We start from the raw sequence: 17140 nt of genomic DNA, 5'->3' as shown, positions 1-17140 counted from the left end.
ACCGCTCCTACGATATTTTCAACTCGCCAGACCAATCACGTTCGGCCCCTTTTTGGGCGTATTCGTCACATAAGTAGAAATACTGTCGCGCCGCCTGATCCCAGCGGTTTTGCTTGATGACGGACAGAAAAGCGGAGCGTGCATCGTGAAACCTCCCATTTTGATACATCGCAATCGCTTGCTCAAACAATTCCTTCGTCTCCTCCTTGTGCGCGCGAATCTGGGCAGCGTCTCCCTCGTATACGTCGTACAAATGCATCGGCTGAGCCTCTCCCTCAATATGCACCCAGCCTAAATCACGATATCGGTACGTCGTGCTCTCTCCCATCTCGGCAAATAGCGAATCGGACATCAGGATGCAGGCTCCGAGCGTTTCCGCCATCTTTTCCATTTTCTCCACCACGCGGACGTGATCCGATATAATCGCAGCCTCTAACCGCGTCGCCTCGCCAATAATCCCGAGCATCAGCGGACCGTGATGCAGAGCCACCCGCAATTCAATCGGCTCGTATCCTTTTTCCGCCCGTTGCTCGTTATAGTCCGCTAACGTACGGCGCATCTGTACCGCCGCATCCAACGCGTCTTTCGCCTCTTTTGGATAAACGGCAAGCACGCCGGGATCGAGATATTCAGTAATCATTCCTTGATTCTCGTTCACAATTGGAGCAAACCGCTTGAGAAACGCATTGATGACGCGGAAAGTCGTATCTGGTCGCAGACGATGAGAGATGGCATGAAACGATTGCAGACTCATCCGCATAATCGCCATTTCCCGCTCCACCTGATCACCCAGCTCCACGTCGAGTATGCTTTCCTTCCCGAGAAAATGGATAAACTGCTGTGGCACAAAGCGATTGTTCGCCTCGCTCATCCTCGTGATATTCGAAATGTACTGACGAATGCGCTTAGCCATTTGGTTGAAGCTTTCTGCCAGCTTTTGAATTTCATCCATGGAACGAACCCTGGCCACGACACTGTAGTCGCCTTTTCCCATATCGGAGACGTTCGTTTGCAGATTGCGGATGTTTCGGTATGTCAGCCACGAGAAAAGGAAAAATAGACTCGCACAAATCGACCAGACCAGCGCAGCGCCGCGGCCGAGCTCTCGGGACATTTCGTTGTGCTGTATGCGGACCCCGTTCATTTCTCTGCCCAGCTCCAACACACCCGATAGCTTGCCGGAGGAGTTGTATATCGGGGCCATCGCGTACATCCAGTAGCCTGTCCGATCCTGTGCTTTACCGGAGACGATCTCCCGTTTCATGACCACACTGCGAAACTCGTCATCAATGGGCACATTCTCAAACACTTCTGCGCTGTCATTGTCATCCATCATGAGAAACAATTCGCCATCTTTGTATTTGTAAATCGTTTTGTACAGCCCCCTGTTCACATGCACATCATCTGGGACCTCCAGTTTTTTCAGGTTGGCCTGTACTGCTTGATAATCCGCATTCATGTAATCAATGGCTCCGTTGATTCCATCTAGCTTGTCCCCTTCGATCAGAGTAGAAATGACATAGGCTTGGAGACGAAGATCGGTTTGATTTTCCTGCTCCATAAACGCGAAGGTCAGCTTCGTTCCCTCCAGTTGAAGGAATACGGGGACAACAACGAGTGGGGCTATCACAATCGTTTGCTTGATAATCAACGGAATCCGGAAAAGGCGAAACAACAGAAACTGAATGACACAAAACAGGAGAATGTCCACACCCAATCCTGTCCACCAGGTCCATTCCTTCAAGCGATCTATTTCGGATACAGACGGGGAAGAGAGCTTGGTCATCACATTTCCTTGTTGATCCAAGAAGGCGAGCTGACTATCAGTGGCCACTACGAACTCATAATTGGGAGTTACAGCAAACGCCGTTAAGGCACTGCTATCGCTCGACTTGATCTGCTCGAATGTTTTGGAAGGCACCATCAAGGCGATTTCATCTGGATGTGCGGGATCGAAGCGTTCAATGACATTTTGATCGGAATTGTAGAAAAGGAGACGACCTGCTGGCCCCACTTTTACATGATTGGGGGCGGTATTATTTTTTTCGGACCGTTCGGAGTGACTGTAGAGCGGACCTTTCACTTGAGCTTCCCCGCTTCCTTGGGGAACGTCGACCTGGAAAACCGCTCCGCGCTTCGTAGTGATATAGGTATGCCGCGGGTCTACTCCTGTGATTTCATTTACGTATACTTCATTAGGCAATTGGATTTGATAGAGTTGTGTGGGGGGTGAACCAGAGGGTACAAATTGATAGGCAATCACTTCAGGGTGTTGATAAACATAGAAATAAAGACGATCTTTCGCAACTTGCAGGGAGCGTACCTTGCCAATTCGCTTGTACGAGCTGTTCGCTCCGTATGAATCTTCATACACGACTTGTACCATTTCTCCATCTGGCGACATTCGCACGATTCTCTCAGATACGGTCCGCAAGCCAAAGCTATCGAGCTTTGTGATCAGCACGTACGCATATCCTTCTTCGTCGATGGCTACCTCTGTGAAATTTTCCAAGCCTTCTTCTGGATTTTGCTCCAGCACTTGCTGGTACCTTAGCGACCGATCGGGGTACAGGCTAGTCAGCTTTTGGTATCCATCCGTTATGAGGACGACATCCTTTTGACTATTGACCGCTATGCTGTCGATCCCTTGAAACGGTATGTCCTGCTTCCCGCTTCTATCCACGTTCCAAACGAGCAGCAAGCCGATCCCAACAAATACAATCAGCAGTCCGGTCAACCAGGAATACTTCTTGTTATTTCCCATCGTTTGCGGTTCTCCCATCTCTCGAAAACGTATTTTCGAAAATGATACCAAGCAACATTATACTAAAAATTACAAATTTCGCTATACATCTTCTCTATTTGACATTTATACTACTATACAGATTGATTTTCAATATCTTACCAGATGACTTATGTAAAGGAGTTGGCTTCATGGGACAACTCGTCTGCGGAGGAGCCATGCTGCAGTGCAGCTTCGGCGCAGCTCCCAGTTCACTCATGGTGCTCCCGATGAATCGCGTCACTACCAGTATGCCGATCGCAAACATCATGGACAATAAACCGATGGTAAACGTCCTTCCATTCGGAATGTGCAATACGATGTCCAACCCTCAGGTCGCAGCAGCCACAGCGGCGAAGCTGGGCGTTTTCACTCCCGTCCCCTGCGTTCCTGTCACTGCCGCCCCTTGGGTTCCTGGCTCCCCTACTGTTCTCGTCGCCAACATGCCTGCCCTCAATCAAACCTCCAAGCTCATGTGCAGCTGGGGTGGCGTCATCCAGATCACGAACCCCGGTCAAGCAACGATTCAGGTTCCCTGACAGATAGGGAGGAAACATATGGACAAACAACTCCAAAAGCTAACAGAACAAACGATTGTCGACCCGCTCACCAATCCGCTCAAAAAATGGGTACAGGATTGGATAAAAAAAGGAGCCGCCCTCCCCAAGCAAGCCCTCGACTGGATCAAGAACGGCATTGCCGGACTGTTCACCAAAAAAGAAACTTCACTCAACGATTACGTGCATTTCGGCCGTTTTTACATCGCCAAACGCTTTCTCATTTTGACAGGACTATTCCTCCTTGTCCTGGTCTACTTCCTGTTCATCAATCCTCCCGATGCGCTTAACCACTTTTTGCAACGTCCCATCGTCATTCATCTAAAAACTCCCAATCAACAGATTTCCGACACGGGTCTAGCGATCATCTACAACCCGGAAGGCACGATGATCTATTCTGGTCAGCTCGTGGATGGTCTGTATGACGGAAAAGGCGAGCTCTATGACGACAAAGGGAAGCTTCTATACAACGGCGAGTTCAATAGTGGCACTCCGCAAGGCTTAGGCAAAGGATACCAGAAAGGCGTTCTCGTCTATCAAGGTGGGTTTGAAAATGGCGTTTACGCTGGTCAGGGAGCGTTGTACAACCACAACCAGCAAGTCATTTTTCAGGGAAATTTCAAAAATGGGAAGCTGGATGGAGCCGGTCAGGAATTGTACACAAACGGCGCAATCAAATACGAGGGCGCTTTTAAAAACGGCATGTACAGCGGAGCTGGCAGGCTTTTTACGAAGGATGGAAAGCTACTCTACGACGGACTGTTTGACAATGGCTTCTACGGCGGTGAAGGTACCGATTACTACGAAAACGGGCTCGTGCAGTACAAGGGGCAATTTGTGGACGGCAGATACAATGGAACCGGAAGTTTTTTTGATAGGGATGGCAAGCTCGTGTATGAAGGTCATTTTCGAAATGGACACTTCAATGGAGCTGGAACCAAATTCTCCACCAGTGGCAGTATCGTCTATCAAGGTGATTTTTTGCTGGGTGTTTATCACGGGCAGGGCGAGCTTCGTGATGCAAGTGGCGTAACGCTGTATAAAGGCGGCTTTACCGAAGGGCATTATCATGGAACGGGAGAGCTTCGTTCTGCCGAAGACGCTCTATTGTATCAAGGGCAATTTCGGGCAGGTGCCTACGACGGCATCGGGGTGCTCTACGACAAGGAAGGCTTGCCTTTATATAAGGGGTACTTCCGCGAAGGACGTATTTATTTGCCAGGATTCATCGGCATCTCCAGGACCAAGCTGGAAGAGATTATGGGAAAGCCCGACGACGACGCGCCGAAGATTGCCGAAGGTGCTGTCCCTCCTTCTACGGATCAAAAAGCATCGGAGGCTTCGCCAACAGTAGAGGCACCTTTATCACCAGAGAAGCTTTCCTATCGCGAAATGAATATGGCTTTTACACTTGAACCAGCACCAGGACACCCTAGCAAGCAGATTGTCACTGCCGTCCACGTCTATCACCCACAGGTCATCTCTATCGTCAAAGAAGATCGGAACGAGCTCGACAGCAAATCTGCCATTTTACCCAAGACGTCTACCACCTACTCTAACCGTACTGGAGCTATCACGAGCTATCTGGTCGACCCGTATCTATATCTCTATTTCTATCAAGCACAGCAAAAGGAACCTGTTCAATTGGACGTGACAAAAGCAGCGGGGGTGTAAAAATGCGACGCTATGAATCTAGCAAGCCGTCTATGGATGCGACTCATGAAAAAACGAAAGCATCTATTTCCAGGCCCATGCTCCAGCCGAGCCAGGTCCAAAGAAAGGTGAGTCACTCTTCCCACATCCTTTCTCTGCAAAAGACTCTCGGCAATCAGGCTGTGCAGCGCATGTTGTCGAGGACTCCCTTGCAAAAATCGGAAAATTTATCGGCAGGTAGCGGCCGCTCACTCCCTGATTCCGTCCAAACAAAAATGGAGAAGGCTTTTCACACTGATTTTTCAGATGTACAGATTCATCCAGAATCGTCTGTCGCCTCCCAAATCGGGGCTGTTGCCTTCGCCCAAGGGAATGACATTCACTTTGCTCCGGGCACCTATCAGCCGGAGACGCAAAGCGGTCAACAGCTACTCGGTCATGAGCTGACACATGTAGTCCAGCAAAGACAAGGGCGGGTAAAAGCGAACGTTCCGGATGCTAGCCTGCCCATCAATGACGATCCCTCTCTGGAAGCAGAAGCTGATCGCTACGGATCTTTTGCGGCTTCTGGTACCAAGCTGGATAGCACAGACTCTGATGGAACAAGTTCTGTATCATCCCCGATCATACAAGGAACGTGGGACGAAGCCTTGTTAGATGCACGCAGAATGTGGAAGAAACATGTGGCGAAAACCAATGATTTGCATGAAGGAACAATCAATGAACTTTTTGACCAGACAAACTACTTGTCTTACTTTGACAAAGTGCGGTATAGCTACAGTCTGCACTCCAAAATTTCCGACATTTTCTCGGTTACAGGCGGAAACTATACAGAGTTAGAAGAAGCACAGCGTCTTTTCGGAAAGGAGATCACGCCATATTTCGGTCAAGATAAGGATAACGATCCTGACATCGATTACAGCTATTTGGAGAAGCAGGACAACAACGACGACACGGGAGTCCACTTGATGGACGAGGATAATTCCAGCAATTTATACAAGAATAAACGCGTTGCTACGGAGATCAAGACGATCAGCTCCCATGATGATTTACAAATTAACGCCCGCATTCACGAAGCAATCGCTCAATTGGACAAACGGCGTGATACGAATCAATTCGATGAATATGTGATCGTCATTCAAAAGTATCATCCTGAAAACCCTTGGCCGTACACAACCGCTGAAAACAGAGCCGCTCAGGAGCTAGGCGATCTGAAGCAAAGGGTTATTCAAAGACTGAGTAACATGTACAATCTTCCGAACTATAATATCAAGGTCATTTTCCGCGGGATCACGAGAGGAACGCCCACAGGTGGAACAGGTGGCGTAAATCCCGCATTCATTATCCCGGAACACATCCGCTATTCGAATTTGCAAGCGTATTCGCTGGAGTGTTACTACTTGGGTGAAATCGGCGGAGGATGGCTGGTAGATGACCTGGTCCGAGAATAACATGACGAACCGGCAGCCACGCTGAATGGATGGCTGCCGGTTCTCTTTTGACATTATTAGTACAACCGCTTCGTATAGCTGTCTTGCAAGCCCTCTGCCACTTCTTTTGCCGTCACGCCGGGAAGCTTCACATGATCCGCCAACATTTGCGCGACATTAGGAGTCGTCCCCTCTGTCGGCCATGACTCCGGCTTCCATAGACCAGAGCGCATAAATGCCTTCGCACAGTGGACGAAGCACTCCTCTACCTTTACGCCGATCCCAAGCGTAGGCACCTTCCCGTTTACCGCCATCTTTGCCAGTATTTCTTCATCGCGAATAATGCAAGCCTTGCCGTTCACGCGGAACGTCTCTTCCAGCGTAGGAATCAAAAAGATAAGCCCAATATGCGGATTGACCAAAATGTTCGTGATGGAGTCCATCCGCTTGTTTCCTGGACGCTCAGGGATGACCAGATGGTGATCATCGATGACATGCACAAAGCCAGGCGCATCTCCACGTGGCGAAGCATCGCAATGGCCATCTTTGTCTGCTGTGGCAATGATCAGAAATGGAGATTGGGCAATATAATTGCGGCTATGGTCATCCAGCTGGGTTATCGCCTTGTTCTGTACGAGACGACTTGGCTCTCCGATCATTTCGCGCAGTTGCTGCTCTGACGTGACCACGTCACGGAATATTCCGAATCCTGACATGACTACCCCCTCTTTTCCTCTGCTTGTTCGAACCTGCCACCATCATACCACTTTTCTTGCTCATGGCAGAAGCAGGAAGTCCAGAGGAGAGTCATATTACGCCAGTCTGCCCTCAGCAACGACAATCGTTCCGTTTTTGATTACCGTATTTACGTGGTTGATCCCATACCGATATTGCAAGGTCATGAAATCAGGAACGTCAAAAATCGTGACATCTGCTTTTTTCCCGACCTCAAGGCTGCCTACTTCATGCGCGCAGCGGATGGCGTGAGCAGCATTGATCGTAGCTGCCGTCAGCACCTCGGCTGGCGTCATCCCCATTTTCAGGCACCCCAGATTCATGATGAGTGGGAGCGAAACTGTTGGAGACGAGCCCGGATTGCAATCCGTCGAAATCGCGACAGCCACGCCACGATCAATCATTTTCCTGCCATTTGCTGACTCTGCCATCAGGAAAAACGCCGTACCAGGCAGTAACACAGCGATGACACCCGCTTCTGCCATCTGTTCAATCCCCTTGTCAGAGGCGCGCAGCAAATGATCCGCAGATACCGCGCCTACCGAAGCTGCCAGCTCTGCCCCTTCATACGGTTCGATTTCGTCCGCATGAATCTTCGGCAGTAACCCATGACGGACCCCTGCTTCGAGAATGCGTCGGGACTGCTCAGGGGTGAACACACCTCTCTCGCAAAACACATCGTTAAAAACAGCCAGCTTGCGACGAGCGACCTCTGGGATCATTTCCTCGATGACCACGTCTACAAACGCATCCGGATTTTCCTTGTATTCACGTGGCACCGCATGTGCACCCATGAAGGTACTGACGATGTCGATGGGATGTGCTTCGTGCAACTGCTTGGCGACCTCAAGCTGCTTCAGCTCATCTTCCAATGTCAGGCCGTAGCCGCTTTTCGCTTCGACGGTTGTGACCCCATGCAACAGAAATTGGTCAAGACGCTGCTTGCTCTGGGCAAATAGCTCTTCATGAGTCGCTGTACGCGTGGCTGCGGTGGTCGAGTGAATTCCGCCACCATTGTTCATAATCTCCATATAGGTCGCACCGTTTAGCCGCATGTTGAACTCGTTTTGCCGACTGCCCGCGTGCACCAGATGGGTATGCGGATCGATCAGCCCTGGTGCGACCAGTTTGCCCGAAGCATCGATGATTTGCGCCTCATGCGCACGGTCTTGATAGTGAAGTGCCAGCTCTTCATCTGTTCCCACACGCTGGATAACGCCGTCTTCCAGCCAGATGCTTCCGTCCTGAATGATCGACAATTCATTCATTTGCGCTCCAACTACCGGGGAAGAGGAGCTGCCAGCCAGCGTGGCAAGCTGACTGGCGTGGCGAATCCATACAGGTTTTGTCATGGTTTTTACTCCTTCATCATCGGAATGTTAACGCCTTTTTCCTTGGCTGTTTGAATCGCGAGGTCGTACCCTGCATCCACATGTCGGACGATGCCCATGCCTGGATCGGTTGTGAGGACACGCTCCAGACGACGTGCTGCTTCTGGAGTACCATCTGCCACGATGACCATTCCTGCGTGGAGAGAGTATCCCATGCCAACGCCGCCTCCGTGGTGCACAGATACCCAACTCGCTCCGCCTACCGCATTGATCATGGCATTGAGAATCGGCCAGTCTGCAACCGCATCGCTGCCATCCTTCATTGCTTCCGTCTCACGGTTTGGTGAAGCGACAGAACCGGAGTCCAGATGGTCACGTCCAATGACGATAGGGGCCGATAGCTCACCGCGCGCCACCATCTCATTGATGATTTGACCAAAACGCGCACGCTCGCCATAGCCTAACCAGCAAATGCGGGAAGGCAGTCCCTGGAACTGAATGCGCTCCTGCGCCATGCGAATCCAGTTGCACAGATGCGTGTTGTAGGAAAACTCACGAAGAATGACTTCGTCTGTCTTGTAAATATCCTCAGGATCGCCAGACAGTGCTACCCAACGGAACGGCCCCTTGCCCTCGCAAAACTGCGGACGGATGTAAGCTGGCACGAAGCCAGGGAAACGGAATGCATCCTCCACACCCTCGTTTTTTGCCACCTGCCTGATGTTATTGCCATAGTCGAAAGTGACGGCTCCTTTTTCCTGCATGGCGAGCATGGCGCGAACGTGTTCCGCGATGCTTGCTTTTGCGCGAGATTCGTACGCTTTCGGATCGCGTGTCCGCAGTTCGGCAGCTTCCTCCAGTGACATGCCGATGGGAATGTAGCCGTTGAGTGGATCATGCGAGGAGGTCTGGTCCGTCAGCACATCCGGGATAAAGTCGCGAGCCAGCATAGCATTTAGCACTTCGGGTGCATTGCCTAACAGACCGATGGAAATGCCTTTTTTGTCGCGCTTCGCTTCTTCCGCCAAACGGATCGCTTCGTCCAAACTCTCTGTCATCACATCCAGGTATTTCGTGTCCAGTCTGCGTTGGATACGGGTCGGGTCCACCTCGATATTGATGCTCACACCACCATTGAGCGATACGGACAACGGTTGCGCACCACCCATGCCGCCCAAGCCTGCTGTCACGGTAATCGTTCCGGTCAGCGTGCCTTCAAAATGCTGGCGTGCCAGTTCTGCAAACGTCTCATACGTTCCTTGCACGATGCCCTGGCTGCCAATGTAAATCCAGCTTCCCGCAGTCATTTGTCCGTACATCATCAAACCCTTTTTGTCCAGCTCGTGGAAATGCTCCCAATTCGCCCAGGCAGGCACCAGATTCGAGTTTGCCAGCAGCACACGTGGCGCATCTGTATGCGATTTGAATACAGCAACAGGCTTCCCAGACTGGATGAGAAGTGTTTCATCGCTCTCTAACGTTTGCAATGTTTTGACAATCGCATCGAAGCATTCCCAGTTCCGTGCCGCCTTGCCAATTCCGCCGTATACGACCAGATCCTCTGTACGCTCCGCTACATCAGGATTGAGGTTGTTCAAAAGCATGCGCAACGCCGCTTCCTGCACCCATCCCTTTGTATGTAATTGGGTACCTGAAAAGGCTTGGATCATTTGCTCAACGGATTGTGTCGTTGTCATCATTTCCACCTGCTTTTCTAAAAGGATGTATTTCTTAACTCCATTGTAAAAAAGCACGGAAAGACAAAAAAGGCACCGCGCTTTCGATTTGGTGCCTCTATTTTCGATTCATTTGCAACCGCATTCATAGTTTGACAAAAAAATCTGTCTTTTCTTTCGATTTCTATCTTTTTTTCTGATTTCGTAACAAACGTGGAGTTGTCCCTGTCTTTTCCTTAAAAATTTTACTGAAATAATTGGCGTTAATGAATCCACATCGCTCTGCTACCTCTTGGACAGACAAGGATGTCTCGAGAAGCAATCGGCGTGCTTCTTTTACTCGCAACGATGTGAGTATCTGGCGAAAAGAGCTTCCTTGCTTTTGCGCGAGCAGTGTACTGAAATAGGAAGGGCTGCGGTCGATATAGCGTGCAACCTCCTCCAGACGCAGTGCAGGATCAGTGTAACGTCCTTCTATATAGCGAATCGCCTGTTCCACGACATCTGCACGAGACTCGTCGACGGAATGATGGGCGGCATCAAGAAGCTGATTAATGAACAGCAGCAGTTCCACGACGATCCGATACAAGATCGGCGAGTAAAGAATCGTTTCGAAAACCCGGTGATACTCCTCTCCCAAAGGTGCGGAGTCAAGACCACGTGATATCATGTATCGCCTGACTTGTGCCAAAATACTCGTCAGCCGAATACGCAGCAGTCCCGGCTCCGGAAAAGGCTCTTCCTTGTAAAAGAAGTGTGTATATAGCCACTGCTTCAACTCTTCCCGATTGCCTTCATCCAGCATTTCTACCCACGTGCGCTGTTCGGCGGGCGTCAAAAATGGGTCAATCATGGTCCAATTCACACGATTATCCACGACCGTCACTTGCCGATATCCTTTGAAAAAGCGGACTTGCAGCGCTTGGCTCGCTTCCGCATACGTTTCGTTCAAGCTCTGCTCATGGTTGCTTGCGTCATACATGACCAAAAAGAGCGGCGCATCATTGTTTGCTTCCCAGTCCATCAGCAAACGCTTGCCCATTTGGTGAAGCGTAGAAGGCGAGAGCGCCGCTTCCATTGGAAATACCCCTACAATGGCCTCCCCTAGCGGCAAAAGGTCCGGTTTGTCGCGAAACGGATATTCTTCAAAAAAGCGTAGCAGCTCGGGATGCCGCTTCGGATCCTCCAGTTGAGCCAGCATGAGCGAATAAGACTTGGCTTGTGCGTGCCCGGGGAAAAACAGGTCAAGATACGAGACATCCCTAGCATTGTCCAATCCCGTTCCCTTCTCTTCGCTCATTTGCTTCCGATCTAAGCGCTCCTGGCAGCATCTCGTCAGGATTCTCCTGATGTATTCCGGTGTCTGTGGCTTCAGCCATAGATCGCGTGCAAAAAGTCCAATCCCCTGCATCGCCCGCTCAAACGTCGCCTCTGATGTGGTCACCACAACGGTCGGACGATACTGATCCACCAGAAGCTTCAGCCGGTCCCAATGCCCGCGCCCAATCATGTCCAGTTCAATACAGATCACTTCCGGTGTATGCGCTTCCAACATTTCGAAAACGTCTTCCATTGTCCCGGCACTATGCACCTTGTCAAACGGAATGGCATAGCTGTTGACGAGCCATCCGATTCCGATTCGTTCGTTCTGGTCCCGATCCGCTATCAAAATACTGGGCATAAGCCGTCCTCCTTTTTAGAGCGATCAGAAAAGTGGGACATCTTTCTCTATGAAACAAAGGTTGCCCATAAATGGACAACCTTTTCTCCTTCACATTCTTACTTCTTGAGAGGATTTTCGATCATGGTTCCCATCACATGATCCAGCGGAATAAAGCCAATATCGCGAGAATCTGTGCTGTGATTCCGGTTATCTCCCATGACAAAAACATGATCGGCTGGAACCGTGATCTTTCCGTCCGCTACATATTCCATCGTTTCTTTGATGTATGGTTCGTTCAATGCCTCGCCGTTTCGATACACCTTGTTGTCTTTAAACTCTAGTGCGTCGCCTGGTCTTCCTATGACCCGCTTCACATACATCGTGTGATCATCGCCTTGACCTGTGACCAGCGACACCAAAGGATGCCCTACGATATCGTCCATCAAAGTACGGTCACGCTCTACCCGACTGTCGATCACGACAATATCGCCGTAATCTGGCAAATAAGAAAACGTGTGTGATAGTTTAGACACATATATGCGCTGTTCGTCTTGTAAGGTAGGGTCCATGGAATGCCCATCAACCTTGAACGGTTGAAATACAAAGATTCCGAGGACAAGAGCGAAAACGACAGCAAAGGTTATCGATCGAATCCATCCCAATACTTCTCTCATTTTCTTTTGGCACTCCTTCCTTTTACCAGTCTCTCTTCCTGTATCGAAACCATCATACCACATTATCCGCTCAATCCCAAAAAGTCAGCCAGAAGTCGGATCAGGTGATACCGTACTCGCGCAGTTTCCGAAACAGCGTTGCCCGGCTTATCCCTAATAGCGCAGCTGCTTCTTCTTTTCGTCCGTTTCTATCCCGGATTTGTTGCATCACGGTATCGATAGCTGCTCGTTCCAGTTCTTTCAGCATAAGTCCTTGCTTTTGCCAGTCGAATGGCCCCTGACTTTCCTTTACGGAATGTGGGGAAGATTCTCGCAGCATTCCCGTTCGAATGGGCAAGCTCGCAGGCTGGACCCAAGAGGTTGCTTCCATATTGACCGCGTACTCGATTACATTTTCCAGCTCTCGGACATTTCCTCTCCAGTCGTGATGAAACAGGACGTTTTGCGTCTCTTGGGAAAAGCCGTGCAACTTCTTTCCCACCCGATTCGCATGCGCCAAGAGGATATCGTTCGCCAAAGGCAGTATATCCTCTCTACGTTCTCGCAGCGAAGGCAAGTGAATGGGAATCACATGCAATCGATAGTACAGGTCCAACCGAAACAACCCCGCGTCTACCAGCTCCTGCAAATCCAGATGGGTCGCTGCAATGATCCTTGCCGCTAAGCGTATGGGCTTACCGTTACCTCCAATTCGGTACAGTTCCTTTTCTTGCAACACGCGCAGCAGCTTGCTCTGTAAATGCATAGGCATATCCCCGATTTCATCGAGAAACAGTGTACCTTTTCCTGCGACCTCAAACAAGCCTGACTTTCCACCTTTTCGCGCTCCTGTGAATGAGCCTTCCTCGTAACCGAACAATTCGCTCTCTATCAAATGCTCAGGGATTGCGGCGCAATTAATCGAGAGGAACGGCTCTGCTCGGCGCGGGCTTGCCTGATGAATGGCTTTGGCAAAGAGCTCCTTGCCAGTACCACTTTCACCTTGGAGCAGGACAGTCGAATCACTGGCTGCCACACGCCTTGCCACTTCCTTTGCCTGTACAATTGCAGGACTGTTTCCACCGATCATCCGAAAAGGATCGGGCTCCGAGTATCCACTCACTTGCCTTGCGATTTGCACGACTTCTTGTACATCATCAAGCGTAATCACCCATTCTTTGACCGTTCCTGCTAGTAGAATGGGCTTGATGGCAAACAAAAATGTCTTGTCTTCCTGCCCGATGGACAAAACGACCTGCTTTGGCGCAGACTGCGTAGCATCTGCGCGGCGAATGGCATCTATCCATTCTGCCGTTTGACTGTCGTCGTGATCGAGCTGCAAATACTGACGGGCACGCTGGTTCGCCTGAATGATCCGATTGTCTTGATCGACAAGAAACATGGCCTTGTCCATTTCATCCATGACGACACGCAGCTTTTCTACCGTATGCAACTGCTCGACGTACAAGTAGTGCTCTTTTAGCTTAATGGCGATCAGCTCGGCCATTTTTTGCAAATAGGTCAATATCGCATCTACATCCGCAAACAACCGCTCGCGCTGCTCCTCATCGAATGCGAGCAGGCCGATCACACCTATATTTTCATTGTCTAATTGTATCGGGCAACAAATCTCTCCCGTCTCCGTGCAATTTCCATAATGCATACAGGGACGGCACCGCTCATCCTGCCCCGGGTGCATAATCACAACAGGATGCCCGGCGAGCAACGACTCCCGGTATATATGGTCCTCTCCTGCCATCGTCCGCAAAACGCCAGCCTCATTCTTCCCCGTCCCTGCGATCCGTAAAAACTGACTGTCCGCAATCTCTACCTCTACGCGCAGAACGGATGCAACAGCCGAAGCAATTTGTTGCACACTTTCTTGAATATCTCGCAAGGGCATCTGGCTTCCCCTCCCGTCAATCTCTTGCCTACATTATAGCGCATCACAGGAGAAGCCTGCCCTTATGCATTTTTTTACCGGCAAAAATCGCAAATCGTCTCCACCAAGATGGCACTCATGTCTACCAAGCTATCCACCTCTACATATTCGACTGCCGCATGCAGCCCCGCTCCCACTGGTCCAAACAAGACAGTAGGGATTCCCGCTTCCTGCAATAATGCCGCATCCGTCCATCCCGAAAATCCGCATACCTCTGGCGTTTTGCCCATCACGCTCTTACACGCTGCCTGAAGGGCTAGATAAACAGGTTCATCCAGCCCGACTTCAAACGGCTCTCGCAAAAATGACAGCTCGGCGCTTGCTTGAAACGTCTCATCTTCAGCGCGCAGCTTTTGAAGTAATGCTTCCATTTCATTAGCCACGTCTGCTTCTGTCTCGCCCGGCAACGTCCTTCTCTCCCAGTCGATACGGCAATAATCTGGATAAGTGGACAGCTCCGTTCCGCCCTGAATGAGTGATGCATGGACAGAAGCCGCACCGAGAATCGGATGAACCGTGCCTTGAGCCAATCTGTCTGAAAGACGCTCCAGCTCTTGTAGGACCCTGCCCGCCCGAACGATTGCATCAACCCCTTCTGCTGGACGACTGCCGTGAGCTGCCTTGCCCAGCACCTCGCATTTGACCCAGACAAATCCTCTGTGAACGACACCAATCGCCAGATCGGAAGGCTCACAGCATATCGCCGCATCTGCTTTGTGCTCCTTTACCAGTTCCTCCGTCCCGATGCTTTTATATTCCTCGTCAGCGACAAAAGTCAAAATGACATCTCCTGTCAACGGAACTTTTGCTTGTGCGATTGCCTCTACTGCGGCGATCATGGCCCCCAGACTTCCCTTCATATCCTGACTGCCTCTGCCGAAAATTTTGTTGTCCACAAGGGTAGGATCAAACGGCGGAATTTCCATGCGTTTGGCACTTACCGTATCCATATGCCCATTGAGCATCAAGGATTTGCCGCCGCCTGTTCCCCGTAGGATCCCGACGACATTGACCGCTGTGTCGTTAATAGACGTGACATGAACCTCCAGTCCTGCCGCCTCCAAACGCTCTCGAATAAAAGTGGCGATCGCTTTCTCGCCCGGCCCATCCTCATCAAGATACGGGTTCACCGAATCAATCCGAATCAAATCCTGCACCAATGAAATCAGTTCGTCTCGATTGATCGTCACGTTCATTTTTCCATATCCTCCTCTTCTCGGCATGCGCCTTCCCAGATGATGCGTTTGTAGATATCCCGATCCGTATCACCTTCCGTACTAAAGCACAAGACAATGGATTTTTCATTCAAGCCAAGCTGCTCACGCTGTTGATGATACATTGGCTTGCTCATCAAGGCAGCGAGTAGCCCTACCCCGACTGCTCCACTTTCCCCGCTCACAATGGAAGGGTCGGCTCCAGTCGGTGACGCAAGTATACGCATGCCGTTTGCCGCCACGTAATCGGCACAGCTGACGAAGAAGTCTGCATGCTCCCGCAAGATCTCCCATGCCATCGGATTCGGTTCTCCACATGCTAGACCTGCCATGATGGTTTCGAGTTCGCCCGTAGCTGCATGTGGTTGTCCGTCGTTCTCTTCTGCTGAAAGGACCATGCAATTGGCGCTATGTGGCTCGACGATCACCGTCGTTACGTCTTTGTTTGCTTGCGCTGCTACGAAATGTCCCAAGACTGCGGCAGCCATGGAACCGACACCTGCCTGCAAGAATAGATGCGTTGGCTGTTTGGAATAGGTGAGGGCTGAGAGTTGTTCCATTACCTCTGCCGCCATCGTTGTATAGCCTTGCATGATCCACGTGGGAATGGTCGTGTAGCCTTCCCATGCCGTATCTTGAATCACTTGCCAACCACGTTCCTTCGCCATTTGTTCTGAGAGACGCACGGCTTCATCGTAGTTTCCATTGATGACGTGAGCTTGTGCGCCCGCCTCGCGTATCGCATCTACCCGTTGCTGGGCGGAGCCTTTGGGCAAATAAACAACGGCATGCTGTCCGAGTGCCTTGGCAGCCCATGCAACGGCCCTTCCGTGATTGCCATCTGTCGCAGTGACGAAGGTGACTTCTCCGATTCGCTCTCTCATGTCTTGGGAGCACAGTGCTTCAAAGGTCATCTCTTCTGTCGATTTCCCCAGCTTTTCGCACAAGAAACGAGCCATCGCGTAAGAAGCTCCCAAAACTTTGAAGGCATTGAGGCCAAATCTTTTGGACTCATCTTTTACAAGGACCTGTCCTACTCCCAGCTCGCGTGCTAACGCAGGCAATGTAACGAGGGGAGTTGGCTCGTAGTTTGCGAGAGATTGGTGAAAAGCTTTGGCAAAACGGGCTTCTTTTTCAGTCAAATAGGTAGGAATGCGAGAACTCTCGCTATTTTTCCGCTTATTTTTCACAACGTAGATTGGTGGTCGTTTATCCATCGATGGGGGCCTCCTCGGGTGGTTTCATCCTACTTTGATAAAGCAAGGATCGTGCCAACCGTGTGAGGCGTGGATGGCTTATTAATTGGGTGATGGTCGTATCATAATGAGATTATTACGTATCATTTTGATACTTTAAGTCTTGTTTTGAGATTTTTTATTCCATCTGCTGTGGTGGGAGGAAACAGGAGAAAACGCTCCAGCTTCTTGGGTCACCAGCTAGGGGGATTGACTGCACGGCTCCATAGAAAAAGCGAAACCGCGTCCAAAGTAGAGGTTCAGGGATG

The 17140-nt window shown here is 50.5% G+C and carries 12 protein-coding genes; 3 read left to right on the top strand and 9 right to left on the bottom strand.

Going from position 1 to position 17140, the window contains the following annotated elements:
• Positions 1-7: 7 nt before the first annotated feature.
• The gene (locus HP399_RS09630) at positions 8-2764 is read right to left on the bottom strand and encodes an adenylate/guanylate cyclase domain-containing protein (protein WP_173618533.1); all 2757 of its coding nucleotides are present in this window, start codon (positions 2762-2764) and stop codon (positions 8-10) included.
• Between the two features lie 170 nt (positions 2765-2934).
• Between HP399_RS09630 and HP399_RS09625 the strand changes: the two genes are divergently transcribed.
• From HP399_RS09625 to HP399_RS09615, 3 genes are read left to right on the top strand one after another with little or no spacing between them, the layout of a single operon-like run.
• Positions 2935-3321, top strand: coding sequence for a DUF4280 domain-containing protein (locus tag HP399_RS09625; protein WP_173618534.1), 387 nt, complete (start codon positions 2935-2937; stop codon positions 3319-3321).
• Positions 3322-3339: 18 nt separating this feature from the next.
• Positions 3340-5013 (top strand): MORN repeat-containing protein, encoded by a 1674-nt coding sequence (locus HP399_RS09620; protein ID WP_173618535.1) that lies wholly within the window; start codon positions 3340-3342, stop codon positions 5011-5013.
• A gap of 2 nt (positions 5014-5015) precedes the next feature.
• Positions 5016-6443, top strand: a complete 1428-nt coding sequence (locus HP399_RS09615; protein ID WP_173618536.1) for an eCIS core domain-containing protein — start codon at positions 5016-5018, stop codon at positions 6441-6443.
• A gap of 56 nt (positions 6444-6499) precedes the next feature.
• On the opposite strand, the gene HP399_RS09610 is transcribed toward HP399_RS09615, so the two are convergent.
• From HP399_RS09610 to dpaL, 8 genes are all read right to left on the bottom strand, one after another.
• Complete coding sequence (locus HP399_RS09610) at positions 6500-7138, bottom strand: pyridoxamine 5'-phosphate oxidase family protein (RefSeq protein ID WP_173618537.1); 639 nt, start codon at positions 7136-7138, stop codon at positions 6500-6502.
• 96 nt (positions 7139-7234) lie between these two features.
• Positions 7235-8509 (bottom strand): imidazolonepropionase, encoded by a 1275-nt coding sequence (gene hutI, locus HP399_RS09605; RefSeq protein WP_173618538.1) that lies wholly within the window; start codon positions 8507-8509, stop codon positions 7235-7237.
• A 5-nt stretch (positions 8510-8514) separates the two neighbouring features.
• On the bottom strand, positions 8515-10185 hold the full coding sequence (gene hutU / locus HP399_RS09600; RefSeq protein WP_173618842.1) for a urocanate hydratase: 1671 nt from the start codon (positions 10183-10185) through the stop codon (positions 8515-8517).
• A 163-nt stretch (positions 10186-10348) separates the two neighbouring features.
• On the bottom strand, positions 10349-11845 hold the full coding sequence (locus tag HP399_RS09595) for a helix-turn-helix domain-containing protein (protein ID WP_173618539.1): 1497 nt from the start codon (positions 11843-11845) through the stop codon (positions 10349-10351).
• Between the two features lie 98 nt (positions 11846-11943).
• The gene (gene lepB / locus HP399_RS09590) at positions 11944-12501 is read right to left on the bottom strand and encodes a signal peptidase I (protein WP_173618540.1); all 558 of its coding nucleotides are present in this window, start codon (positions 12499-12501) and stop codon (positions 11944-11946) included.
• A 100-nt stretch (positions 12502-12601) separates the two neighbouring features.
• Positions 12602-14383 carry a sigma-54-dependent Fis family transcriptional regulator gene (locus HP399_RS09585; RefSeq protein WP_173618541.1) on the bottom strand — a complete coding sequence of 594 codons (1782 nt, stop codon included), beginning with the start codon at positions 14381-14383 and terminating at the stop codon, positions 12602-12604.
• 74 nt (positions 14384-14457) lie between these two features.
• Positions 14458-15618: an ArgE/DapE family deacylase gene (locus tag HP399_RS09580; RefSeq protein ID WP_173618542.1), complete on the bottom strand. Its 1161-nt coding sequence runs from the start codon at positions 15616-15618 to the stop codon at positions 14458-14460.
• Positions 15615-16853, bottom strand: a complete 1239-nt coding sequence (gene dpaL / locus HP399_RS09575) for a diaminopropionate ammonia-lyase (protein ID WP_173618543.1) — start codon at positions 16851-16853, stop codon at positions 15615-15617. The genes HP399_RS09580 and dpaL overlap by 4 nt, the downstream gene beginning before the upstream one ends.
• Positions 16854-17140: the final 287 nt, after the last annotated feature.

The organism is Brevibacillus sp. DP1.3A, from assembly GCF_013284245.2.
Classification (GTDB): domain Bacteria; phylum Bacillota; class Bacilli; order Brevibacillales; family Brevibacillaceae; genus Brevibacillus.
Note: the sequence above shows the minus strand (reverse complement) of the source record. Positions and strands in the feature narration are given on the sequence as shown.

What these genes read in the sequence shown, in the direction of transcription:
- HP399_RS09630 (WP_173618533.1), bottom strand. Translation starts at nt 2,764, where the DNA reads ATGGGAAATAACAAGAAGTATTCCTGGTTGACCGGACTGCTGATTGTA.
- HP399_RS09625 (WP_173618534.1), top strand. Translation starts at nt 2,935, where the DNA reads ATGGGACAACTCGTCTGCGGAGGAGCCATGCTGCAGTGCAGCTTCGGC.
- HP399_RS09620 (WP_173618535.1), top strand. Translation starts at nt 3,340, where the DNA reads ATGGACAAACAACTCCAAAAGCTAACAGAACAAACGATTGTCGACCCG.
- HP399_RS09615 (WP_173618536.1), top strand. Translation starts at nt 5,016, where the DNA reads ATGCGACGCTATGAATCTAGCAAGCCGTCTATGGATGCGACTCATGAA.
- HP399_RS09610 (WP_173618537.1), bottom strand. Translation starts at nt 7,138, where the DNA reads ATGTCAGGATTCGGAATATTCCGTGACGTGGTCACGTCAGAGCAGCAA.
- hutI (WP_173618538.1), bottom strand. Translation starts at nt 8,509, where the DNA reads ATGACAAAACCTGTATGGATTCGCCACGCCAGTCAGCTTGCCACGCTG.
- hutU (WP_173618842.1), bottom strand. Translation starts at nt 10,185, where the DNA reads ATGACAACGACACAATCCGTTGAGCAAATGATCCAAGCCTTTTCAGGT.
- HP399_RS09595 (WP_173618539.1), bottom strand. Translation starts at nt 11,845, where the DNA reads ATGCCCAGTATTTTGATAGCGGATCGGGACCAGAACGAACGAATCGGA.
- lepB (WP_173618540.1), bottom strand. Translation starts at nt 12,501, where the DNA reads ATGAGAGAAGTATTGGGATGGATTCGATCGATAACCTTTGCTGTCGTT.
- HP399_RS09585 (WP_173618541.1), bottom strand. Translation starts at nt 14,383, where the DNA reads ATGCCCTTGCGAGATATTCAAGAAAGTGTGCAACAAATTGCTTCGGCT.
- HP399_RS09580 (WP_173618542.1), bottom strand. Translation starts at nt 15,618, where the DNA reads ATGAACGTGACGATCAATCGAGACGAACTGATTTCATTGGTGCAGGAT.
- dpaL (WP_173618543.1), bottom strand. Translation starts at nt 16,853, where the DNA reads ATGGATAAACGACCACCAATCTACGTTGTGAAAAATAAGCGGAAAAAT.